This is a genomic window from Weissella viridescens, from assembly GCF_014789145.1.
Lineage (GTDB): Bacteria > Bacillota > Bacilli > Lactobacillales > Lactobacillaceae > Weissella > Weissella viridescens.
The window spans coordinates 1,341,542-1,366,528 of the sequence record NZ_CP061835.1; the positions used below are offsets into that span (position 1 = coordinate 1,341,542).

13 protein-coding genes, 6 tRNA genes and 6 rRNA genes are annotated in these 24,987 nt (G+C 43.9%); 1 reads left to right on the forward strand and 24 read right to left on the reverse strand.

All coding sequences use genetic code 11. From position 1 onward, the window contains the following. Positions 1–28: 28 nt before the first annotated feature. From IE337_RS06690 to IE337_RS06785, 20 genes are all read right to left on the reverse strand, one after another. The gene (locus IE337_RS06690; protein ID WP_191136247.1) at positions 29–478 is read right to left on the reverse strand and encodes a hypothetical protein; all 450 of its coding nucleotides are present in this window, start codon (positions 476–478) and stop codon (positions 29–31) included. Between the two features lie 338 nt (positions 479–816). Next, positions 817–1,059, reverse strand: a complete 243-nt coding sequence (locus IE337_RS06695) for a DUF2922 family protein (protein WP_057747065.1) — start codon at positions 1,057–1,059, stop codon at positions 817–819. 9 nt (positions 1,060–1,068) lie between these two features. Next, complete coding sequence (locus tag IE337_RS06700; RefSeq protein ID WP_057747066.1) at positions 1,069–1,290, reverse strand: hypothetical protein; 222 nt, start codon at positions 1,288–1,290, stop codon at positions 1,069–1,071. A gap of 112 nt (positions 1,291–1,402) precedes the next feature. Continuing rightward, entirely contained in the window at positions 1,403–2,965 is a 1,563-nt protein-coding gene (gene rny / locus IE337_RS06705; protein ID WP_057747068.1) for a ribonuclease Y, read from the reverse strand. A 161-nt stretch (positions 2,966–3,126) separates the two neighbouring features. Next, positions 3,127–4,707, reverse strand: coding sequence for an HAD family hydrolase (locus tag IE337_RS06710; RefSeq protein ID WP_191136248.1), 1,581 nt, complete (start codon positions 4,705–4,707; stop codon positions 3,127–3,129). A 71-nt stretch (positions 4,708–4,778) separates the two neighbouring features. Further along, positions 4,779–4,868 (reverse strand) — tRNA-Ser (locus tag IE337_RS06715). 5 nt (positions 4,869–4,873) lie between these two features. Next, positions 4,874–4,947, reverse strand: a tRNA-Met gene (locus IE337_RS06720). A gap of 11 nt (positions 4,948–4,958) precedes the next feature. Next, a tRNA-Ser gene (locus IE337_RS06725) sits at positions 4,959–5,048 on the reverse strand. Between the two features lie 135 nt (positions 5,049–5,183). Beyond that, positions 5,184–7,604 (reverse strand): copper-translocating P-type ATPase, encoded by a 2,421-nt coding sequence (locus tag IE337_RS06730; RefSeq protein ID WP_243185590.1) that lies wholly within the window; start codon positions 7,602–7,604, stop codon positions 5,184–5,186. Positions 7,605–7,655: 51 nt separating this feature from the next. Further along, the gene (locus tag IE337_RS06735; protein WP_191136249.1) at positions 7,656–7,814 is read right to left on the reverse strand and encodes a hypothetical protein; all 159 of its coding nucleotides are present in this window, start codon (positions 7,812–7,814) and stop codon (positions 7,656–7,658) included. Positions 7,815–7,911: 97 nt separating this feature from the next. After that, positions 7,912–7,996: transfer RNA gene (locus tag IE337_RS06740), tRNA-Leu, on the reverse strand. An 86-nt stretch (positions 7,997–8,082) separates the two neighbouring features. Then, a complete protein-coding gene (locus IE337_RS06745) occupies positions 8,083–8,436 on the reverse strand; it encodes a YtxH domain-containing protein (protein WP_191136250.1) in 354 nt (117 codons plus the stop codon). Positions 8,437–8,498: 62 nt separating this feature from the next. Further along, positions 8,499–10,640, reverse strand: a complete 2,142-nt coding sequence (locus tag IE337_RS06750; RefSeq protein ID WP_191136251.1) for a Tex family protein — start codon at positions 10,638–10,640, stop codon at positions 8,499–8,501. A 22-nt stretch (positions 10,641–10,662) separates the two neighbouring features. After that, complete coding sequence (locus tag IE337_RS06755; RefSeq protein WP_057747077.1) at positions 10,663–11,103, reverse strand: hypothetical protein; 441 nt, start codon at positions 11,101–11,103, stop codon at positions 10,663–10,665. Positions 11,104–11,227: 124 nt separating this feature from the next. Further along, on the reverse strand, positions 11,228–11,785 hold the full coding sequence (hpf, locus tag IE337_RS06760; protein WP_191136252.1) for a ribosome hibernation-promoting factor, HPF/YfiA family: 558 nt from the start codon (positions 11,783–11,785) through the stop codon (positions 11,228–11,230). Between the two features lie 770 nt (positions 11,786–12,555). Beyond that, positions 12,556–13,818 carry a DEAD/DEAH box helicase gene (locus IE337_RS06765; protein ID WP_191136253.1) on the reverse strand — a complete coding sequence of 421 codons (1,263 nt, stop codon included), beginning with the start codon at positions 13,816–13,818 and terminating at the stop codon, positions 12,556–12,558. 85 nt (positions 13,819–13,903) lie between these two features. Then, positions 13,904–14,020 (reverse strand): 5S ribosomal RNA (gene rrf, locus IE337_RS06770). 96 nt (positions 14,021–14,116) lie between these two features. After that, a 23S ribosomal RNA gene (locus tag IE337_RS06775) occupies positions 14,117–17,033 on the reverse strand. Between the two features lie 201 nt (positions 17,034–17,234). Further along, positions 17,235–17,307: transfer RNA gene (locus tag IE337_RS06780), tRNA-Ala, on the reverse strand. An 81-nt stretch (positions 17,308–17,388) separates the two neighbouring features. After that, positions 17,389–18,966, reverse strand: a 16S ribosomal RNA gene (locus IE337_RS06785). A gap of 432 nt (positions 18,967–19,398) precedes the next feature. Between IE337_RS06785 and IE337_RS06790 the strand changes: the two genes are divergently transcribed. Continuing rightward, positions 19,399–19,785, forward strand: coding sequence for a hypothetical protein (locus IE337_RS06790; RefSeq protein WP_191136254.1), 387 nt, complete (start codon positions 19,399–19,401; stop codon positions 19,783–19,785). Between the two features lie 94 nt (positions 19,786–19,879). Here the strand turns inward: IE337_RS06790 and rrf (IE337_RS06795) are convergent. From rrf (IE337_RS06795) to IE337_RS06810, 4 genes are all read right to left on the reverse strand, one after another. After that, positions 19,880–19,996: ribosomal RNA gene (gene rrf / locus IE337_RS06795) — 5S ribosomal RNA — on the reverse strand. Between the two features lie 96 nt (positions 19,997–20,092). Then, positions 20,093–23,009 (reverse strand): 23S ribosomal RNA (locus tag IE337_RS06800). 201 nt (positions 23,010–23,210) lie between these two features. Beyond that, positions 23,211–23,283: transfer RNA gene (locus tag IE337_RS06805), tRNA-Ala, on the reverse strand. Between the two features lie 81 nt (positions 23,284–23,364). Continuing rightward, positions 23,365–24,942 (reverse strand): 16S ribosomal RNA (locus tag IE337_RS06810). The 16S, 23S and 5S rRNA genes sit together here with 2 tRNA genes alongside, the layout of an rRNA operon. Positions 24,943–24,987: the final 45 nt, after the last annotated feature.

A 24,987-nucleotide genomic window follows, 5' to 3' on the forward strand; every position in this document is an offset into this window, starting at 1 on the left:
TTAGGCACACTGGCCTAATCCGCTTTTCTTATTTAATATGCTGAGCGATTTCGTTTAGTCGGCGCCGTAATGTTTTACGGTGCATACTTAATAGCTGACTGCGCTCACGCAGCGTTAGATCAGGAAAATCTAACACGTTTTGATAAATAGCTTGGAGTTGGTACGGCATTTTAGCCTTTAACGTGCGCCAAATCTCCATATAACAATCTGAATACGTTTCCCCATCAATGTCTGCTGATGGCTCATAACGTGCTTGATGCTGCCATTCCTTGCGTTGTAAGTCACGTAGGCGCCAAAGCAACAGTCGAAACAGCTGCTTGTTAGCTTTCGGCGCTAAATCGTGTTGCTTTTGTAGTTGCTCCCAAATAATTAATAAGAGTTCTTGAAAATAATCATCGTATTGGTTGTCGGCACGCGTTAACCCACTAGCTTTTAACACGCCGCCCACTAAACGTTCGAATTCATGTAATTCCGTCATTCCTGCGACCCCATTTTATTTAATCAGATTCGCTTATGCCGCTGTTGCATGTTGGCGTAATCTAAATCGCATTCAGGTTATGTTCTACAACATCCAGCCGCACAGACGCTGTTCGAGTACTACGAAGACTGATTGAGTCATTTATACCCGTCGTGCACGGCATAAGTCAATCTTAGTTGTTTCAATTTTTATCACATCCACAAAAAAAGACCCCCAGCGCGAATGGGAGCCTTTTCTTTCAAACATGCAGATGTCTCAAATATTTTTTTATAATTAACTCTACAACATTTTGAATAGTTCTATTATAGCTTATTTTTCGTGAAAAAACCAAAGGAATGTTAGAGCTCAATTAAAACTCGGTCACTCAATTGAGTTGAGGCATATGCTGCTTCAACTCGTTTTACCTTGGGCCAGAGGACCTGTCCCTTAGCGTCAGTCAACCACTTACAAGCAGCCAGCGCTTTCAAAGCTTGCTTCAATGTTTCTGGCGTTAATTGATCATCAGCATGATTCAACTTCCACGTGAATTTCTTATCGCCATGTTCTGTATCAAGAATAAAATGAATATTTAATTGTTTCATAACACGCTCCTATTTCACCAAAGTTTGCTTGGTCGTTACAATACGATGCACAAAATTTTCTCGTCCTAATTTTTCGAAAATACGACCTAAGGCCAGTAAGTCTTCAAACGATGTATTCGGCAATGCGTAGATGTTACGTGCAATTGGTTCCGTTACCTCTTCTGCATGCACTGTCGTTGGCGAACCAATGTATTGCACTCGCATAACTGGGGCTAACTGCTTCAACTTCATAATTCTTTCCTCCGTAAATGTCATGTTGTACGCGTACATGCCATAAACGAAATAAATCCACAGATGGGGACAAAAAAACAGACATTCAAATTGAATGTCTGTTTTTAAAAGTTTATTTAGCGTATTCGACAGCCCGTGATTCACGGATAACTGTAACTTTAATATGCCCTGGATAATCCAAATCTTTTTCAATTTCTTGTGCGATATCATGTGACAAAACTGTTGCTTCCAAATCAGAAATAACAGCTGGTTCAACGATAACACGTACTTCACGTCCCGCTTGAATGGCAAATGATTTCTCAACACCACTAAAGCTATTCGCAATTGTTTCTAATTGCTTCAAACGTTGTACATAATTTTCAAGAGATTCAGAACGTGCTCCGGGACGAGCAGCTGAGATTGAATCTGCAGCTGCGACAAGTTCAGCAATCACGCTTTCAGGTTCAACGTCACCGTGGTGGGATGCAATTGCATTTATCACCTCAGGACGTTCGTGGTACTTGGTTGCAATTTCAACACCCAATTCCACGTGTGAACCATCAACATCATGATCAACGGCCTTACCAATATCGTGTAGTAACCCTGCGCGCTTAGCAAGCGTAATATCTTCACCTAACTCAGCCGCCAACAGACCAGTTAGTTTTGCAACTTCGATTGAATGGACAAGAACATTTTGACCGTAACTCGTACGATAATTTAAGCGACCGACTGTTTTGACTAAGTCTGGGTGCATATTGTGAATACCGAGATCAAAGACAGCTTGTTCTCCGACTTCACGAATATGTTCATCCATTTCCTTACGTGACTTTTCAACCATCTCTTCAATACGAGCTGGATGAATACGTCCGTCCGCAATTAACTTCTCCAAAGCATTCTTAGCGATTTCACGACGAATTGGATCATATCCACTCAATACAACTGCTTCTGGTGTATCATCGATAATCACATCAATTCCAGTTGTTGTTTCAAGTGCACGGATATTGCGACCTTCTCGTCCAATAATCCGACCCTTCATATCATCATTTGGCAAGTTAACGACAGACACTGTTGATTCAGCAACCATGTCGGCAGCTGAACGTTGAATCGCATCAACCACTAAGTTCTTGGCATGCTTTTCAGCTTCAGCAGAAGCCTGTGTATCACTTTCCTTAATCATCCGTGCGCGTTCAGAAGCTAAATCATCCTTAGTCTCAGCTAAGATTTGATTTCTAGCATCTTCACGTGAAAGTTCTGCAACTTCCACTAATTTATCTTCACGCGCATCAAGTAACGCATCCGCCCGTTGCATCTTATCATTGACGCTCTGACGTTGTTGGTCTAGTTTCTTTTCCTTCTCTGCGATAACTTCTTCTCGTTTTTGAAGAGAAGCATCTTTCCGATCCAATACAGATTCACGACTTACCAATCGATCTTCTTGACTCTTCACTTCAGAACGACGTTCTTGAAGGTCTTTTTCAATCCGATCTTGGTAACGTTGGCTTTCATCACGAGCTTCGACTAAGGCAGACTTTTTTGCTTGTTCTGCTTCAATTTCAGCTTGATGCGTAATATCTGTTGCATTTTGGCGTGCATCCGTAAGTTTCTGATTAATTTGCTTATCAGCATACTTATAACCGAAAACACCACCAATTACGATTGCGACAAGCGACACAAGAATTATCAAAATGATTTCCATCTTATATCTCCCGTCTATTTCACAGGAAGTCCTGATCATAGTTTAATCTGTGCTTGCGCACTAGTATTATTTTAGACTTTTCCACAGTCTCTGTCAATGAATGTGACGCGGTATCAGCAATAAAAAAAGACCAAATCCTGGATTAGAATTCGGTCTTTCGTTTATTTAAATTTCATACGTAAGCGTAGTCCTAGGGTGACTAAACTGCGAACTAAAATAGCTACAATTGGCACCATTAGAATAATTGAATTTGAAACGTTTAACAAAATTTCCAAGCCGGCGGTTAGCACAATTAATGCAATCAAGACAAATTGCCAAATCGCCAAAGTACTATGATCAATTTTATTCAAGCGTCGTGCCGCTTGCCAAATTGCCTTCACATCGACTAACTTGTTGATTACAAAATCTGTTTTTGATTCATCATCAATAAAGCTAATCACGACATCGTTTGGCATGTCAGCTGGCAACACCTGGTTAGTAATCAAAGCCGTTGGTTGTGTCTCAGCCCAGTCCCGTTGCATTTGTTGTTTGCGGTCCGGTGTTAAGCCTGCCTGGCTATCAGTCAAGCTTCGCATCGATTCTTGCACACGTAGCAATGAACCTTGTGTATCTGAACTGGCTACGTGCGTAGTGATTTTTTGATTCACAAAGAAATTATCCACATCAATTAACGTTCTAATCAATGGTGCACCAAAGGCGACTGCGCCAATCGCATGACTCCCCTTAACCAAAACACTGACTGAATTTCCAAGGTTAATCGTGTCTTTCAACCATTGGCGGTGATAGACATAATTATTCTGTAATGCATTTGTGGCAGAAACCAGCATATAAGTGTCGCCTTGAATTGTTCCTTGTAAACCAACGAGTGGTATTACTTCGACGTTCTCGGCTTGGATTGGATAGACCCCTTGATTATGACTATAGGTCACCAAAGCTTCAGCATAAAGTCCACCAACCTCTTGTTCGAGGCCAGCCATAATCCCTAAAACATCTTGAGCACTATAATTGTCATCAATACTATCAACATTGTAAACGGTCAATTGTCGGCTGGTTAACACACCTGTCTTCTCGACAACCACTTGCTTAATGTCTTTAATTTGGTCTAAAGCTACTGGATTATAAATTTTAACACGTGCATCGGTCAATGTCTCAATGGCCTCGCCACGTGACTGTGAAGCAAAAATCAGCGGCCAACGTGGATCAATGACCAGCATCGAAGCAGTTGCCACGGCAAGGCCAATTTGCCAGTCCCAAGTTAACCCAAAGAATAAGAGCCCATACACCGCAAAGATAACACTCAGCCATGACAACCGGCGTGCTGATTGCAACATGGCACTTGAAACAGGCGCCAAACTTTCAACACGTTGGGTCCAACTTAACGTCAACATGAGTAGTCCAATGCCAAACATCGTAATGGGCAGGGTCACTGTTTTCAAGGCTGATACGTGCATTGGGTCAAGATACATCCAAAACGTTAAAATAAACCAGGCACTCTGACCCAAAATGGCCACCCAGAGACTTGAAAAGCCACGCGCTTTTTGGAAACGCCACGCTTGCCAGCTCATTTGCACATCAGCAACAACAAGCAACACCCCTGCTACGAGCAGTAATATCAAAAATAGACTTGATTGATTTAAATCAACGGCAACATCCCAGCCCCAAAAGACAGGCATCGATATACCAGCAATTATTGCTAATCCGAACGCAAACATTGCATACCAGCGATAATGGATTTGTCGCATTGCTGCACCTCATTTCTAAAATAGTAAAAAAATAACCATACCCCACAGACGCAGGATACGGTTATCAGCAAAGGAGAATGTGGGATTCGAACCCACGCGCCGGTTTCCCGACCTGACGGTTTTCAAGACCGTTCCCTTCAGCCAGACTTGGGTAATTCTCCATAAATTGCGGGTGTAGGATTTGAACCTACGACCTTCGGGTTATGGGCCCGACGAGCTACCAGACTGCTCCAACCCGCGATAATAGTAAAAGGAGGATGTGGGATTCGAACCCACGCGCCGGTTTCCCGACCTGACGGTTTTCAAGACCGTTCCCTTCAGCCAGACTTGGGTAATCCTCCGTAACAAAACATTATGTTACACGATATTCGCTTACCTGTCAACTATTCTGCTGTATAAATCTCATTTCCACTTTTATTCTATCATTTCTTAGCTGATAAAAAAAGAGAACTACCACATGGTTAGTTCTCTAAATCCTATTTAATTCTTAATGTCATCGCATTGATGGCGACAATAATCGTTGATAGCGACATTAGAATAGCACCCATCATTGGATCGAGTCGGAATCCCAATGGAATCAACACTCCTGCGGCGAGTGGCAAGGCAATAATATTATAGCCTGCTCCCCACCAAAGATTCTCAATCATCTTTCGACGCGTATTCTTAGCTAACTTAATTAAATCAATAATGTCAGTTGGATTTGAGTTCACCAGGATGACATCCGCGGCACTAATAGCAACGTCCGTTCCGGCCCCAATTGCAACACCAATTGTAGCTTGCGCTAGCGCTGGAGAATCATTAACACCGTCTCCAACCATCATCACACCAGCCTCTTTTTGATACTTGGTGACGTAATGAATTTTATCATTCGGCTTCAATTCAGCATGCACTAAATCAATGCCAATGACACCAGCTACTTTTTTAGCAGCTTGTTCATTATCACCCGTTAACATAACTGGCGTATAGCCCATTTTTTTCAGTGTCTTAATGAAATCTGCAGTTCCAGCCTTAACTGCATCTCCTTCAGAAATCATTGCCACCGCTTTTTGGTCAATTAACAAGAAGCTGACGCTATATCCTGCTTGCGTTTGTTGGAGATAAGCAGCCTGGTCCACTTGAATGCCTTGGGCATCTAAGTAATTGCGATTCACCACTGCCATTGCCTGCCCATCAATCGACCCTGTAACACCTGTACCAGGTATATTTTTAAAATTTTGAACAGTTGGTAATGTCGTATTACCTGCAGCTTCAACGATTCCTGTTGCTAGCGGATGTGTACTTCCCTGCTCAAGCGCAGCCGCATACTTCAACACGTCCGACTTGCTATAGTCTTGATCAAGCACGGTGACATCCTGGACTTTGAACCGGCCTTCCGTCAAGGTTCCTGTCTTATCCATCATGACATACTTCACGTCATTAATTGACTCAAGCGCATTTCGATTTTGGATTAGCAAGCCATGCTTAGCGGCCAATCCCGTCATCCGTGATGCAACAAGCGGAATGGCCAAGCCTAGCGCGTGCGGGCAAGCCGTAATTAAAACGGTTACGACAATTGGCAGCGCATATGCGAAGCCACGCGTCCATGTCCAATAGATGGCAGCCACAATGGCAATCCCTGTTGCAGCATAAAACAACCATCCGGCAACTTTATTCGCCAAATTTTCAGTATTCGACTTATTGTTCTGGGCATTTGCCACCAATTTTTGGACTTGTGCCAAAAAGCCACCGTCATCACCTTGCGTCACCTTCATCGTAAAGGATTGATTTTGGTTCTGTGAACCACCAACAACCTTATCTCCCTGATGCTTATGCACGCCGGCCGACTCACCGGTTAAGAGAGATTCGTCCAAAATTGGTGTACCCGAAACGATTTGACCATCAGCTGGTACGCGCTCGTTTTCTTTAACAAGTACCACGTCCTCAGACTTTAGATCCTCAACGTTAACATCCTTTGTTTCACCTGACGGCGTTTCAAGATGGGCCTTTTTTGGCACTAATTTTGCCAAACTATCAACGGCTGATCCAGCCTTCATCACCGTATTCATTTCGATAATATGACCGATTAGCATAATATCAATCAACGAAGCCAATTCCCAGAAGAAATCCATCACATGCATACTTGGGTGCAATGCATTCATAACAGTAGCATACACACTATAGAAGTAGGCCACGCTAATCCCCAAGGTAATCAAGGTCATCATCGCTGGCTTTTTGGCGGCCAGTTCACCTTTGGCTCCACTGAAGAATGGTGATCCACCATAGAAAAACAAAATAGTTCCAAAAATTAGAACCAGCCAATTTTGGCCAGGCACTCCCGTCACCGTAAATGGCATCTTCATCCCCATCATAGGTGAGAAAATCAGGATTGGCACTGTCAAGCATAATGACACCCACAGCTTCTGTTTCATATTGCCCATGTGCATCATATGCCCACCTGGCATCATCATATCACCATGACTCATATCCATACCAGACATATCATGGTCGTCGTGTTTCATATCCATACCTGTCATATCATGGTCGTCGTGTTTCATATCCATACCAGACATATCGTGGTCGTCGTGTTTCATATCCATACCAGACATATCGTGGTCGTCGTGTTTCATATCCATACCAGACATATCGTGGTCGTCGTGTTTCATATCCATACCAGACATATCGTGGTCGTCGTGTTTCATATCCATACCAGACATATCGTGGTCATCGTGTTTCATATCCATGTTAGACATATCGTGGTCGCCATGACTCATATCCATACCTGTCATATCATGGTCGTCATGTTTCATATCCATACCAGACATATCGTGGTCGTCGTGTTTCATATCCATACCAGACATATCGTGGTCGTCGTGTTTCATATCCATGTTAGACATATTTTTTTCATCAGGATGTTTCATCTATATACCCTCTTTCGTAATTTAGTCGCTACGCTATACCAAGTAGCTTCTTCACGGAGGTTTGTCAGGAGAAACGGTATCTTCAATATCTGAAACTGAATCAGTTTCACCATCCGCTGGATTAGCGTCCACCATCATTGGATTTGCCTTTGCAGTATCCATTGGTTGTCGGTCGCAACATCCACACGTACATTGTTGTCTTTCACTCATCCCGCTTCTCCTTTCTAAAATCTACTAATTACATATTAACACATTCTTTTTTATAAAAAAAAAAGACCATTCCAGAATGGAATAGCCTTTTCATTGATGCGGTCGGCGGGAATCGAACCCGCACGGTATTACCTACCACAGGATCCTTAATCCTGCGCGTCTACCAATTCCGCCACGACCGCAACTTCATGTTGAAACTAAACATGAAATATCATAGCAAAAATGGCGCTTTGACGCAAGGCATCACCATTATTTTTTCAAATGAAACTTACTTATTAGGCGTCAAAACTTCAACGACAACTGACTTCTGCTTCGCATCGTCAGCCGGAGCTCCAGGAAAGTCCACGACAATATCCTTGTTTGGTGTCACTTCAGCTTGCTTCTTATCTACTTTGTTAGCAACTTGCTTTCCAAGGTCTGAAGCCTTTTTTGATACTGTATTTGCTGTATCAGATACAGTTCCTTTAACAGATGATGCTGTATCCTTAGCTTTAGCCTTAAGTTCCTCAGGGGTTTCTGGACGACCTAAGTATTCGCCACCTTCTTGCAATTTTGTACCAGCCCAGTTAATAATGTCACCAGTTCCTGTAACAATTTTTCCAAAACCTTCAAATAATGTCATGATCCTACCACCTTTCGTCTCTTTGCTTTTCTATCATTATACATGATATGTTTAAAAAAATCTTATAATTCTTGTGGCCCAATCATTGATAGCTCAATTCGCTGACGTTGCTGATCTACCTTCACTACCCAAACATCAACAATATCACCAACGGCAACCACTTGATGTGGATTCTGCACACGTTTTTTTGCTAAACGTGAAATATGCACCAAACCATCTTCGTGCACGCCGATATCCACAAATGCACCGAAATCCACCACATTTCGGACTGTTCCTTGCAACTGCATGCCAACTTCTAAATCTTTCATTGAAAGAACATCAGAACGTAAAATGGCACCTGGTTCTGCATCTCGTAAATCTCGGCCAGGGTGTTCAAGCGAAGCCACGATATCTTGAAGCGTTGGTAACCCAACCTCATATTCTGTCGCTAACTGACGCAATGGCAGGTCAGTAGGTGCGACTTGTCTATTTTCGGCTTCTTTTAAGACGGTTTGCGCTAATTTATATGACTCGGGATGAATATCCGTGTTATCTAGTGGATTTTTACCATTTGGAATACGCAAAAATCCCGCTGCCTGCTCAAAGGCCTTCGCCCCTAGTTTAGGAACCTTTTTCACGGCAGCCCGACTCGCAAACTGACCATTTTCATCTCGATAATTCACAATATTTTGCGCAATTGTCGTATTCAAACCAGCAATATGTGTTAACAATTGCGGTGATGCCGTATTTAAATTAACACCAACTTGGTTAACTGCTGTTTCTAAAACTGCATCGACTTGTTGATTCATTTCTTTCTCAGGTAAATCATGTTGGTATTGTCCAACCCCAACGGCTTGTGGATCAATTTTAATTAATTCAGCCATCGGATCTTGTAGACGTCGAGCAATTGAAATTGCAGACCGTTGTTCAACTTGTAGTTCTGGAAATTCAGCACGAGCTGCGTCACTGGCGGAATAGACTGAAGCACCTGCTTCATTAACAACAACGTACTTTAATTCAGGTAAGTCATCCTTAATAATGTCCGCAATAAATTGTTGTGACTCACGACTTGCCGTTCCATTACCAATAGCCACAATTGCAACATGATATTTTTTAACTAGTGAGATAATTGTTTCGCGCGCAGCCTTAGGGTCATACTTAGGAGCTTTATGTGGATAAATGACTGCTTTCTCTAAAAACTTCCCATTTTCATCAACGACTGCCAACTTTGATCCAGTTCGAATTCCTGGATCAAATCCCAAAACAACGTTTCCCTTAAGCGGTGCTGCCATAAGTAAGTGATAAAGGTTCTCGCCAAAGACCTTGATTGCTTCAGTTGATGCCTTATCAAACAGCGCTTTCTTTGTTTCACGTTCAATGGCTGGGCCAATAAAACGTTTGTAAGCATCCGTAGCCGCTTGCATCAAAATATCAGCTGCAGGACCAGTCTTTTGCCCCACTAACCTAAACTTCAAATAACGCGTAATTGCATCTACATCCACATCGATTCCTTGTGATAGTACGCCTTCTTTTTCACCACGATGAATCGCCAGTTCTTGATGATTTAAAACTTGAGGTAATGGTGTACTAAAGTCATAGTAAAGTTCATAAACTTTTTGCGGATCCTTATCTGGCGCACCCCGCTTGATTTTTGATGTGAGCTGTCCATTTTTTTGTGTATAGTTTCGTATCCACTCACGCAATCCAGCATTTTCACCCACAACTTCAGCAAAAATTTCGTGGACTCCAGCCAAAACATCCTCAACTGACTCAATGCCTTGTTCATGATTAATAAACGTTTGTGCCTTGTCTTCAATACCAGACTCTGGGAACGTTTGAATAAATTGTGCCATAGGCATCAAACCAGCTTCTTTGGCAATCGTGGCCTTCGTTCGACGCTTTTGCTTATACGGTAGATAAATATCCTCAACTTTTTGCATTGAATCGGCTTCAGCCAGTGCCTTTTCAATTGAGGCGTTCCAAGCACCTTGCTCACGAATTGCTTTTTCAACAGTTGTCTTTCGATCAACTAAATCAGAAAACTTTTTCGCTATCGTTTGAATATCACGAATTTGAACTTCATCCAAATTACCTGTGGCTTCTTTTCGATAACGGGCAATAAAGGGGACCGTATTTCCTTCCTCTAACAGTGCTTGAACAGCTTTAACTTTTTTTAGTGGTAAATCTAAAGCTTGTGAAACTTTAATATCAATTGATTCAGTCATGTCTCTGCTCTGCTCTTCTCTACTACATTGCTGACATCATCACGCGACGCAATTGCGTACCAAATTTAACGATGAGATCATTTTGTTGCGTTTCTGAATTACGGAAAGCTTCTAAGTCCACTGCTTGTTTGTCAACATCGAGGGCATCAGCCATGGCTTGCGTTGCATCTGCGTATTCTTGAAAGACTTGTGCGAGTGCCTTATGCATACCAATCACACGTGCCGGGGCCTTAACAGCCGATAGATTTGATGCTGCATCTTGATATATATCTACTGCATCATCAAAAGCCGTCGCAATTTCTTGAAAGTCTGCTTTACTCATATCAGCCAATTTATCAGCCTGGAGTGCTTCATCTAATTTATCAAAGTAGGGTGATGTTTTTTCACCTGTATCTTCTGTAAGTTGCGCAATTTCACCAACCTTTAGCGCGTATTGTTGTGGTGTTGCAAATGATTTTTTCATCTTAATTCCCCTATTTGTTTTATTTATTATTACCATTATACCTTAATCAGCTTATGGCTTTCTCAATATCGTTTGAATAATAAAAAAACATTACCACATTTGGTAATGTTTCGTAACGCAATTTTTAGTTATCTGTATCTAGAAGCGCGTATTGTCCATCTTTTCGCTTATATACCACAGCTGGTAAGTCATTTTCAGCATTAATAAAGATAAAGAAGTCATGACCAAGTAATTCCATTTGTAAAACAGCTTCCTCAGGAACCATTGGCTTGAGCTCTACCGTCTTCTTACGTACAATCGGTAATTCATCATCTTCAACCGCATCAGTTTGATTGTCCGCTGAATCTGGTACATCAAGCTGCTTAAAACTTCCCTTACGCGTACTTTTAGTAATCTTCGTTTTATACTTTTTAATTTGTCGGTCAAGTTTGTCAGTAACTGTGTCAATCGCTTCGTACAAGTCAGCTTCCGTATCCTCAGCACGGATGACGTAATCCGCAATTTGTACAGTTACCTCAGCTTGAAAGGTATGCTTAGGTTTATGGCTACTTAATTTAACACGCACGACATACTGATCATCAGCATTGAGATACTTCTCTAATCGTGCCAGACGCTTTTTAACGTAATCGCTAATTGCTTCGGTTAATTCAAAATTAAGACCACGAATTTGATACTCTACCATATGCTTCTCCTATCTATACCTATTGGTATTGACAACGATCTACAAATCACCCAGCTTTATTGGGTACATATATTCTACCACGATTAAATTTAAGCGTGTACTAAATATTTTAGGCGTGAACCAAAGATAATGAGCATATATTCCGATACCCCGCCTGACGTATTACCTCATATGCCTGCCTAATCGTAGTTCCTGTTGTGTAAATATCATCTACCAAGCATATCCTACATTCCTTTGGGTATGGCTGATGAGTACTTACACTGAATGGATTGCTCGAATTAATTCGTTCCCACTTTGTTCTTTTACTCTGTGAATCCGTTTGATGAACACGTTTTAAAAGTTGCTGATAATCCGTCCCTAACCACGCCTCAACTTGATTAAAGCCACGTGCACTATATTTAACATCAGAAAGCGGAATAGGCACAGCGACTTCGACATTCATTTTTCGTATAGTTCGTTGTATTTCAGAACAAAAAAGTTGTGATAAGTGATAGCCACCCTGAAACTTATAGTACTTAAAATAATGCTGCATGATTTCATTATAATGATACAAGCTGACATGCTTAATTTGTCCATTCGTTCTTTTCATCCACAAACGACAGTCTAGACACTGATTATCGTCAACTTCAGCTACATCTCTCCCGCATTGCCGACACTTCAGTCCTGTTATCGGTTCAAATCGGTTTTTACATGTACGGCAAATTATACATGGTTTCAAAATAAATAGGCCCCGTAAAACTTCTAAATCGGATAACGGTTGCTGACATAAATCACATGTTGGGCTCTCGATTAATTCCATTTATTATTTCTCGAATCCTATTCAATTGTTTTGTATTCTCCTGGCAATAGACAATAATTTTTCCTTTTGGGAAATGAACATCACGGCCACTTCTTCCAGCAATTTGTAATAATGTTTCATCTGAGTATTTTCCCTTATCTGCATCTAAAATGATAATCTGTACATTTGAGATAGTTATGCCCCGTTCTAAAATAATTGTTGTACACAAAATATCAATTTTCCCATTTTTTAGTTTTTTAATTAATTCTTCACGGTTACTTATCTCAGATGAAACACATGCTACTTTGAGATTCAAATGCAACTGCTCTATCTTATTTTTTATCGATTCTAAATCGTCAATCATTGGAACAAATATTATCCATGGATTCTTTTGTTGTTCAAATTGTTGTCTTATATCAAACGGTAAAGCTTTTTTCCAACACTTACCTACCACACTTATTTGAATATTTGGTAACCGATACCCGTGAAATCTCTGCAAGAGATTTTGTACTTCAACTTGTTCAAACCTTATTAAGCGTTTTAAATCCTGACTTAGAGTGGCTGTCATATAGAGCAACGTGCTCCTATCACTTCGTGCCTGCGCTAATGCATACCATAATGATTGATTACCATTTAATGGAAACGCATCTGCCTCATCAACAATGATTAGATCAAAAGCATGGTAAAACTTATATAATTGGTGAATTGTCGCAAATATAAGCTGTGTATAGTCACAATGTTCTTTGATTTCCCCGTGCATGATTGTATATCGAATTTTAAAATTCGCCATAATGCGTGGCGCGATTTCCCGAATAACATCTACCCGAGGAGATACATATGCGATACGTTTTCCCGCTTCCAAAGCCCATTTGATGCATGGGAAAAGCATCTCTGTTTTACCTGCCCCTGTTACGGCATAAAGCAACTGATCTTGGCGTTTTTTCAATCCTTCTAATATCTTATTTGCCACGTCAGTCTGCAGTGGTGTTAAAGTACCGTTCCATGTATAGAAGCATTCTGATGGAGCTTCAAAAGTATGTGTTTCAATATGACACATAAGCCATTTATTCTCATCTATTCGTCCGTAAGTCGCGCAATTCCAACAATAACGTATATTATTTGGTAACCTCCAATGTTTTTTTATTTTTGACAAACAACGCTGACAAATATTTTCTACAATAGTTGGTCTGTAAAGGATTGTTTCATCGTCTCCTTTGTTCGATTGTTTACATGCAACAACCATTCGCCCATCCATCTTAATATTGATCACCCTTTATAATAGACGTTGTTAATTTAAATTTATACACAAAAAAAGCCACCATTTCTGGCGACTTTCGTTTGCATTGCGACGTCCTATCCTCGCAGGAAGAGATCCTCCAACTACTTTCGGCGCTATTGAGCTTAACTTCTGTGTTCGGTATGGGAACAGGTGTGACCTCAATGCCATCATCACAACACGGTGTTGATGAGACTTACGTCTCTCAAAACTGAATCATATTTTGTATCTTATTTTCATTTCATTAATTGAACCGTACACCAACGTTTTGTTCAACTTGGTTAAGTCCTCGAACCATTAGTACTAGTCCGCTCCATGCGTCGCCGCACTTCCACTTCTAGCCTATCTACCTTGTCATCTACAAGGGGTCTTACTTCATAAAGAATGGGAAATCTCATCTCGAGGCGAGTTTCACACTTAGATGCTTTCAGCGTTTATCTCATCCGTACATAGCTACTCAGCGATGCTCCTGGCGGAACAACTGATACACCAGAGGTACGTTCACCCCGGTCCTCTCGTACTAAGGGCAACTCCTCTCAAATTTCCTACGCCCGCGACGGATAGGGACCGAACTGTCTCACGACGTTCTGAACCCAGCTCGCGTACCGCTTTAATGGGCGAACAGCCCAACCCTTGGGACCGACTACAGCCCCAGGATGCGATGAGCCGACATCGAGGTGCCAAACCTCCCCGTCGATGTGGACTCTTGGGGGAGATAAGCCTGTTATCCCCAGGGTAGCTTTTATCCGTTGAGCGATGGCCCTTCCATGCGGAACCACCGGATCACTAAGCCCTACTTTCGTACCTGCTCGACTAGTCAGTCTCACAGTCAAGCTCTCTTGTGCCTTTACACTCTGCGAATGATTTCCAACCATTCTGAGAGAACCTTTGGGCGCCTCCGTTACCTTTTAGGAGGCGACCGCCCCAGTCAAACTGCCTGCCAGACACTGTCTTCCACCACGCTTAGTGGTGTGAGTTAGAGTGGTCATACAACGAGGGTAGTATCCCACCTGTGCCTCCATCGAAACTAGCGTTCCGACTTCAACGGCTCCTACCTATGCTGTACAAGCTGCACAAACACTCAATATCAAGCTACAGTAAAGCTCCATGGGGTCTTTCCGTCCTGTCGCGGGTAACCCGCATCTTCACGGGTCTTTAAATTTCACCGAGTCTCTCGTTGAGACAGTGCCCAGATCGTTACGCCTTTCGTGCGGGTCGGAACTTACCCGACAAGGAATTTCGCTACCTTAGGACCGTTATAGTTACGGCCGCCGTTTACTGGGGCTTCAATTCATACCTTCGCTTGCGCTAAGCACTCCTTTTAACCTTCCAGCACCGGGCAGGCGTCAGCCCCTATACGTCATCTTACGATTTTGCAGAAACCTGTGTTTTTGATAAACAGTCGCCTGGGCCTATTCACTGCGGCTCAGCTTTCGCTGAGCACCCCTTCTCCCGAAGTTACGGGGTCATTTTGCCGAGTTCCTTAACGAGAGTTCACTCGCTCACCTTAGGATGCTCTCCTCGACTACCTGTGTTGGTTTGCGGTACGGGCAGGTAAACACTAACTAGAAGCTTTTCTTGGCAGCGTGACATGGCGGACTTCCCTACTTTATTTCGGTCCTCATCATAACTTGTCCTTAAAGAGTCAAGCATTTAACTCAACTCAAGACTTGTTATTTAACCCAGCATATCCATCAGCTGGGATCCGTTAGCCTTCTGCGTCCCTCCATCGTTCAAACATGTTCACCTGGTACAGGAATCTCAACCTGTTATCCATCGACTACGCTTTTCAGCCTCGCCTTAGGTCCCGACTAACCCTGGGAGGACGAGCCTTCCCCAGGAAACCTTAGTCATACGGTGGACAGGATTCTCACCTGTCTTTCGCTACTCATACCGGCATTCTCACTTCTATGCGCTCCACCAGTCCTCACGGTCTGACTTCATCGCCCATAGAACGCTCTCCTATCGCGCCACTTACGTGGCACCCGTAGTTTCGGTGGTGTGTTTAGCCCCGGTACATTTTCGGTGCAGAATCACTCGACTAGTGAGCTATTACGCACTCTTTAAATGGTGGCTGCTTCTGAGCCAACATCCTAGTTGTCTATGCAACTCCACTTCCTTTTCCACTTAACACACACTTAGGGACCTTAACTGACGATCTGGGCTGTTCCCCTTTCGACAATGGATCTTATCACTCACTGTCTGACTCCCGGACATACGTGATTGGCATTCGGAGTTTATCTTAATTTGGTAACCCTAGATGGGCCCCGCACCAAAACAGTGCTCTACCTCCAACACGCTTCATTCCGAGGCTAGCCCTAAAGCTATTTCGGAGAGAACCAGCTATCTCCAAGTTCGATTGGAATTTCACCGCTACCCACACCTCATCCCAACATTTTTCAACATGTACGGGTTCGGGCCTCCAATGCGCTTTACCGCATCTTCACCCTGGACATGGGTAGGTCACCTGGTTTCGGGTCTACAACAACATACTTAAGCGCCCATTTCAGACTCGCTTTCGCTACGGCTCCGGTCTTTCCACCTTAACCTTGCATGTTATCGTAACTCGCCGGTTCATTCTACAAAAGGCACGCTATCACCCATTAACGGGCTCTAACTTCTTGTAGGCACATGGTTTCAGGAACTTTTTCACTCCCCTTCCGGGGTGCTTTTCACCTTTCCCTCACGGTACTGGTTTACTATCGGTCACTAGGGAGTATTTAGCCTTGCGAGATGGTCCTCGCGGATTCCGACCGGATTTCACGTGTCCGGCCGTACTCAGGATCCTACACGGGAGATTGCTTACTTTCGCATACGGGGCTATCACCCTGTCTCGCTCAGCTTCCCAGCTGATTCTGCTAATAAACAATTTTGTAACTCCACAATGGTAGTCCTACAACCCCAACATGCAAGCACGTTGGTTTGGGCTCTTCCGATTTCGCTCGCCGCTACTGTCGGAATCGATTTTTCTTTCTATTCCTGTTGCTAATGAGATGTTTCAGTTCACAACGTCTACCTTCAATTTAGCTATGTATTCACTAAATGATAACTTGTATAAACAAGTTGGGTTTCCCCATTCGGAAATCTCCGGATCAAAGCTTACTTACAGCTCCCCGAAGCATATCGGTGTTAGTCCCGTCCTTCATCGGCTCCTAGTGCCAAGGCATTCACCATGCGCCCTTAATAACTTAACCTATCAACTTGCGTTGATGATTCAAGTTTGAGTATTGTGGCTCAAAGGCCACAAGCGATTTAAACTAATTTAAAAAACTCAAAAAATTACGCGGTGTATTTTTTCGGCTCAATTTAATTATAATAATTAATTGAAATGAATTTAAAATTTAAATATGATTCAGTTTTCAAAGAACTAAGTCTCTGTAACCCGAAGGTTACAATGGAGAATAGCGGGATCGAACCGCTGACCCCCTGCTTGCAAAGCAGGTGCTCTCCCAGCTGAGCTAATTCCCCATGGGATATTAATATGAGTGTAAACCACTCAAAACTGAATATCGTTTCAACGCAAATATGTAGGCTTCCGATTTTCCTTAGAAAGGAGGTGATCCAGCCGCAGGTTCTCCTACGGCTACCTTGTTACGACTTCACCCTAATCATCTGTCCCACCTTAGACGGTTGGCTCCTAAAAGGTTACCTCACCGGCTTTGGGTGTTACAAACTCTCATGGTGTGACGGGCGGTGTGTACAAGACCCGGGAACGTATTCACCGCGGCGTGCTGATCCGCGATTACTAGCGATTCCGACTTCATGTAGGCGAGTTGCAGCCTACAATCCGAACTGAGACAAGTTTTAAGAGATTCGCGTACCCTCGCGGGTTAGCTGCTCGTTGTACTTGCCATTGTAGCACGTGTGTAGCCCAGGTCATAAGGGGCATGATGATTTGACGTCATCCCCACCTTCCTCCGGTTTGTCACCGGCAGTCTCACTAGAGTGCCCAACTAAATGCTGGCAACTAGTAATAAGGGTTGCGCTCGTTGCGGGACTTAACCCAACATCTCACGACACGAGCTGACGACAACCATGCACCACCTGTCACTTTGTCCCCGAAGGGAAAGCTTCATCTCTGAAGTGGTCAAAGGATGTCAAGACCTGGTAAGGTTCTTCGCGTTGCTTCGAATTAAACCACATGCTCCACCGCTTGTGCGGGTCCCCGTCAATTCCTTTGAGTTTCAACCTTGCGGTCGTACTCCCCAGGCGGAGTGCTTAATGCGTTAGCTGCGACACTTAAGGGCGGAAACCCTCAAACATCTAGCACTCATCGTTTACGGTGTGGACTACCAGGGTATCTAATCCTGTTTGCTACCCACACTTTCGAGCCTCAACGTCAGTTACAGTCCAGAGAGCCGCCTTCGCCACTGGTGTTCTTCCATATATCTACGCATTTCACCGCTACACATGGAGTTCCACTCTCCTCTACTGCACTCAAGTTATCCAGTTTCCAAAGCACTTCCACAGTTAAGCTGTGGGCTTTCACTTCGGACTTAAATAACCGTCTGCGCTCGCTTTACGCCCAATAAATCCGGATAACGCTTGGAACATACGTATTACCGCGGCTGCTGGCACGTATTTAGCCGTTCCTTTCTGGTAAGATACCGTCACACACTGAACAGTTACTCTCAATGTCATTCTTCTCTTACAACAGTGTTTTACGAGCCGAAACCCTTCATCACACACGCGGCGTTGCTCCATCAGACTTTCGTCCATTGTGGAAGATTCCCTACTGCTGCCTCCCGTAGGAGTATGGGCCGTGTCTCAGTCCCATTGTGGCCGATCAGTCTCTCAACTCGGCTATGTATCATTGCCTTGGTAAGCCATTACCTTACCAACTAGCTAATACACCGCGGGACCATCTCTTAGTGATAGCAAGACCATCTTTTAACTAATAACCATGCGGTTATTAGTGTTATACGGTATTAGCACTTGTTTCCAAGTGTTATCCCCTGCTAAGAGGTAGGTTTCCCACGTGTTACTCACCCGTTCGCCACTCTTTGCAATGTCCATCGTCATATCTGAGCAAGCTCTTCAAATCAGTTGGACCACAAAGCGTTCGACTTGCATGTATTAGGCACGCCGCCAGCGTTCATCCTGAGCCAGGATCAAACTCTCATTTTGTACTTACTTCATAAATGAAGAAAGATTTCAAAAGCTTGATATTACTCAATTTTTCTTTTTGTTGTTTAACAGATTGTTAAACGAATTTACTAGCGAATTGACTTCGCAAATGTTTGCACCAAATAAATTTGGTGACCCTACACATTTGTTTATATCGAAACGATATTCAGTTTTCAATGATCTACTTGTATTTACCAAGAAGTTATTTTACCAACGACTCAACTTAATTAATAATACACACTTCAATTTGAATTGTCAACAACTTTTTAATAAATGTTTTTACCGTCAAACAGAAGTAACTCGACCACTTGACGACTTATTTATATTACCCTTAGCAAGATTAAAAAGCAAGCTTTTTTTAGTAATATCGTAAATTAATTTTCCGTGCTATACTTATCTAATATAATCTTAAAAGATAAAAAGGACAGTTCAATGACTCAAAAAGCAGAACAAATTAATGGAGAAACATTTTTAGCAAACGTTTTACAGTATAGTCGTAATAATCACTATAATCATATCAATGTAAGCGTGCGTTTAAACCGTAATCCAGCTTATACGCGACAAGTAATGAACGTCACACTTAAGCGTATCTCAAAAAAATATGGAAACGATGAACGTTTATACATGTCAATTCCGTCTGACAATGCCACTAAATTTCTAGCATTGGTTAATCGCCTAAAAGAAAACATGTTTGCAAACTCTGAAAAACAGATAACTTGGTCCACTGATTTATTAGCTCGACATGAACAGACCTTCGGTTACCGACAAATTCGTGAACGTGATCAATATAATAACTTAGAATTTGAAATCTTACTCTAGTTTTGTCCAACCTATACAGTAATGTATAGGTTTTTTTCTGGGTTAATTTAAATTTATACACAAAAAAAGCCACCATTTCTGGCGACTTTCGTTTGCATTGCGACGTCCTATCCTCGCAGGAAGAGATCCTCCAACTACTTTCGGCGCTATTGAGCTTAACTTCTGTGTTCGGTATGGGAACAGGTGTGACCTCAATGCCATCATCACAACACGGTGTTGATGAGACTTACGTCTCTCAAAACTGAATCATATTTTGTATCTTATTTTCATTTCATTAATTGAACCGTACACCAACGTTTTGTTCAACTTGGTTAAGTCCTCGAACCATTAGTACTAGTCCGCTCCATGCGTCGCCGCACTTCCACTTCTAGCCTATCTACCTTGTCATCTACAAGGGGTCTTACTTCATAAAGAATGGGAAATCTCATCTCGAGGCGAGTTTCACACTTAGATGCTTTCAGCGTTTATCTCATCCGTACATAGCTACTCAGCGATGCTCCTGGCGGAACAACTGATACACCAGAGGTACGTTCACCCCGGTCCTCTCGTACTAAGGGCAACTCCTCTCAAATTTCCTACGCCCGCGACGGATAGGGACCGAACTGTCTCACGACGTTCTGAACCCAGCTCGCGTACCGCTTTAATGGGCGAACAGCCCAACCCTTGGGACCGACTACAGCCCCAGGATGCGATGAGCCGACATCGAGGTGCCAAACCTCCCCGTCGATGTGGACTCTTGGGGGAGATAAGCCTGTTATCCCCAGGGTAGCTTTTATCCGTTGAGCGATGGCCCTTCCATGCGGAACCACCGGATCACTAAGCCCTACTTTCGTACCTGCTCGACTAGTCAGTCTCACAGTCAAGCTCTCTTGTGCCTTTACACTCTGCGAATGATTTCCAACCATTCTGAGAGAACCTTTGGGCGCCTCCGTTACCTTTTAGGAGGCGACCGCCCCAGTCAAACTGCCTGCCAGACACTGTCTTCCACCACGCTTAGTGGTGTGAGTTAGAGTGGTCATACAACGAGGGTAGTATCCCACCTGTGCCTCCATCGAAACTAGCGTTCCGACTTCAACGGCTCCTACCTATGCTGTACAAGCTGCACAAACACTCAATATCAAGCTACAGTAAAGCTCCATGGGGTCTTTCCGTCCTGTCGCGGGTAACCCGCATCTTCACGGGTCTTTAAATTTCACCGAGTCTCTCGTTGAGACAGTGCCCAGATCGTTACGCCTTTCGTGCGGGTCGGAACTTACCCGACAAGGAATTTCGCTACCTTAGGACCGTTATAGTTACGGCCGCCGTTTACTGGGGCTTCAATTCATACCTTCGCTTGCGCTAAGCACTCCTTTTAACCTTCCAGCACCGGGCAGGCGTCAGCCCCTATACGTCATCTTACGATTTTGCAGAAACCTGTGTTTTTGATAAACAGTCGCCTGGGCCTATTCACTGCGGCTCAGCTTTCGCTGAGCACCCCTTCTCCCGAAGTTACGGGGTCATTTTGCCGAGTTCCTTAACGAGAGTTCACTCGCTCACCTTAGGATGCTCTCCTCGACTACCTGTGTTGGTTTGCGGTACGGGCAGGTAAACACTAACTAGAAGCTTTTCTTGGCAGCGTGACATGGCGGACTTCCCTACTTTATTTCGGTCCTCATCATAACTTGTCCTTAAAGAGTCAAGCATTTAACTCAACTCAAGACTTGTTATTTAACCCAGCATATCCATCAGCTGGGATCCGTTAGCCTTCTGCGTCCCTCCATCGTTCAAACATGTTCACCTGGTACAGGAATCTCAACCTGTTATCCATCGACTACGCTTCTCAGCCTCGCCTTAGGTCCCGACTAACCCTGGGAGGACGAGCCTTCCCCAGGAAACCTTAGTCATACGGTGGACAGGATTCTCACCTGTCTTTCGCTACTCATACCGGCATTCTCACTTCTATGCGCTCCACCAGTCCTCACGGTCTGACTTCATCGCCCATAGAACGCTCTCCTATCGCGCCACTTACGTGGCACCCGTAGTTTCGGTGGTGTGTTTAGCCCCGGTACATTTTCGGTGCAGAATCACTCGACTAGTGAGCTATTACGCACTCTTTAAATGGTGGCTGCTTCTGAGCCAACATCCTAGTTGTCTATGCAACTCCACTTCCTTTTCCACTTAACACACACTTAGGGACCTTAACTGACGATCTGGGCTGTTCCCCTTTCGACAATGGATCTTATCACTCACTGTCTGACTCCCGGACATACGTGATTGGCATTCGGAGTTTATCTTAATTTGGTAACCCTAGATGGGCCCCGCACCAAAACAGTGCTCTACCTCCAACACGCTTCATTCCGAGGCTAGCCCTAAAGCTATTTCGGAGAGAACCAGCTATCTCCAAGTTCGATTGGAATTTCACCGCTACCCACACCTCATCCCAACATTTTTCAACATGTACGGGTTCGGGCCTCCAATGCGCTTTACCGCATCTTCACCCTGGACATGGGTAGGTCACCTGGTTTCGGGTCTACAACAACATACTTAAGCGCCCATTTCAGACTCGCTTTCGCTACGGCTCCGGTCTTTCCACCTTAACCTTGCATGTTATCGTAACTCGCCGGTTCATTCTACAAAAGGCACGCTATCACCCATTAACGGGCTCTAACTTCTTGTAGGCACATGGTTTCAGGAACTTTTTCACTCCCCTTCCGGGGTGCTTTTCACCTTTCCCTCACGGTACTGGTTCACTATCGGTCACTAGGGAGTATTTAGCCTTGCGAGATGGTCCTCGCGGATTCCGACCGGATTTCACGTGTCCGGCCGTACTCAGGATCCTACACGGGAGATTGCTTACTTTCGCATACGGGGCTATCACCCTGTCTCGCTCAGCTTCCCAGCTGATTCTGCTAATAAACAATTTTGTAACTCCACAATGGTAGTCCTACAACCCCAACATGCAAGCACGTTGGTTTGGGCTCTTCCGATTTCGCTCGCCGCTACTGTCGGAATCGATTTTTCTTTCTATTCCTGTTGCTAATGAGATGTTTCAGTTCACAACGTCTACCTTCAATTTAGCTATGTATTCACTAAATGATAACTTGTATAAACAAGTTGGGTTTCCCCATTCGGAAATCTCCGGATCAAAGCTTACTTACAGCTCCCCGAAGCATATCGGTGTTAGTCCCGTCCTTCATCGGCTCCTAGTGCCAAGGCATTCACCATGCGCCCTTAATAACTTAACCTATCAACTTGCGTTGATGATTCAAGTTTGAGTATTGTGGCTCAAAGGCCACAAGCGATTTAAACTAATTTAAAAAACTCAAAAAATTACGCGGTGTATTTTTTCGGCTCAATTTAATTATAATAATTAATTGAAATGAATTTAAAATTTAAATATGATTCAGTTTTCAAAGAACTAAGTCTCTGTAACCCGAAGGTTACAATGGAGAATAGCGGGATCGAACCGCTGACCCCCTGCTTGCAAAGCAGGTGCTCTCCCAGCTGAGCTAATTCCCCATGGGATATTAATATGAGTGTAAACCACTCAAAACTGAATATCGTTTCAACGCAAATATGTAGGCTTCCGATTTTCCTTAGAAAGGAGGTGATCCAGCCGCAGGTTCTCCTACGGCTACCTTGTTACGACTTCACCCTAATCATCTGTCCCACCTTAGACGGTTGGCTCCTAAAAGGTTACCTCACCGGCTTTGGGTGTTACAAACTCTCATGGTGTGACGGGCGGTGTGTACAAGACCCGGGAACGTATTCACCGCGGCGTGCTGATCCGCGATTACTAGCGATTCCGACTTCATGTAGGCGAGTTGCAGCCTACAATCCGAACTGAGACAAGTTTTAAGAGATTCGCGTACCCTCGCGGGTTAGCTGCTCGTTGTACTTGCCATTGTAGCACGTGTGTAGCCCAGGTCATAAGGGGCATGATGATTTGACGTCATCCCCACCTTCCTCCGGTTTGTCACCGGCAGTCTCACTAGAGTGCCCAACTAAATGCTGGCAACTAGTAATAAGGGTTGCGCTCGTTGCGGGACTTAACCCAACATCTCACGACACGAGCTGACGACAACCATGCACCACCTGTCACTTTGTCCCCGAAGGGAAAGCTTCATCTCTGAAGTGGTCAAAGGATGTCAAGACCTGGTAAGGTTCTTCGCGTTGCTTCGAATTAAACCACATGCTCCACCGCTTGTGCGGGTCCCCGTCAATTCCTTTGAGTTTCAACCTTGCGGTCGTACTCCCCAGGCGGAGTGCTTAATGCGTTAGCTGCGACACTTAAGGGCGGAAACCCTCAAACATCTAGCACTCATCGTTTACGGTGTGGACTACCAGGGTATCTAATCCTGTTTGCTACCCACACTTTCGAGCCTCAACGTCAGTTACAGTCCAGAGAGCCGCCTTCGCCACTGGTGTTCTTCCATATATCTACGCATTTCACCGCTACACATGGAGTTCCACTCTCCTCTACTGCACTCAAGTTATCCAGTTTCCAAAGCACTTCCACAGTTAAGCTGTGGGCTTTCACTTCGGACTTAAATAACCGTCTGCGCTCGCTTTACGCCCAATAAATCCGGATAACGCTTGGAACATACGTATTACCGCGGCTGCTGGCACGTATTTAGCCGTTCCTTTCTGGTAAGATACCGTCACACACTGAACAGTTACTCTCAATGTTATTCTTCTCTTACAACAGTGTTTTACGAGCCGAAACCCTTCATCACACACGCGGCGTTGCTCCATCAGACTTTCGTCCATTGTGGAAGATTCCCTACTGCTGCCTCCCGTAGGAGTATGGGCCGTGTCTCAGTCCCATTGTGGCCGATCAGTCTCTCAACTCGGCTATGTATCATTGCCTTGGTAAGCCATTACCTTACCAACTAGCTAATACACCGCGGGACCATCTCTTAGTGATAGCAAGACCATCTTTTAACTAATAACCATGCGGTTATTAGTGTTATACGGTATTAGCACTTGTTTCCAAGTGTTATCCCCTGCTAAGAGGTAGGTTTCCCACGTGTTACTCACCCGTTCGCCACTCTTTGCAATGTCCATCGTCATATCTGAGCAAGCTCTTCAAATCAGTTGGACCACAAAGCGTTCGACTTGCATGTATTAGGCACGCCGCCAGCGTTCATCCTGAGCCAGGATCAAACTCTCATTTTGTACTTACTTCATAAATGAAGAAAGATTTCAAAAGCTTGATATTAC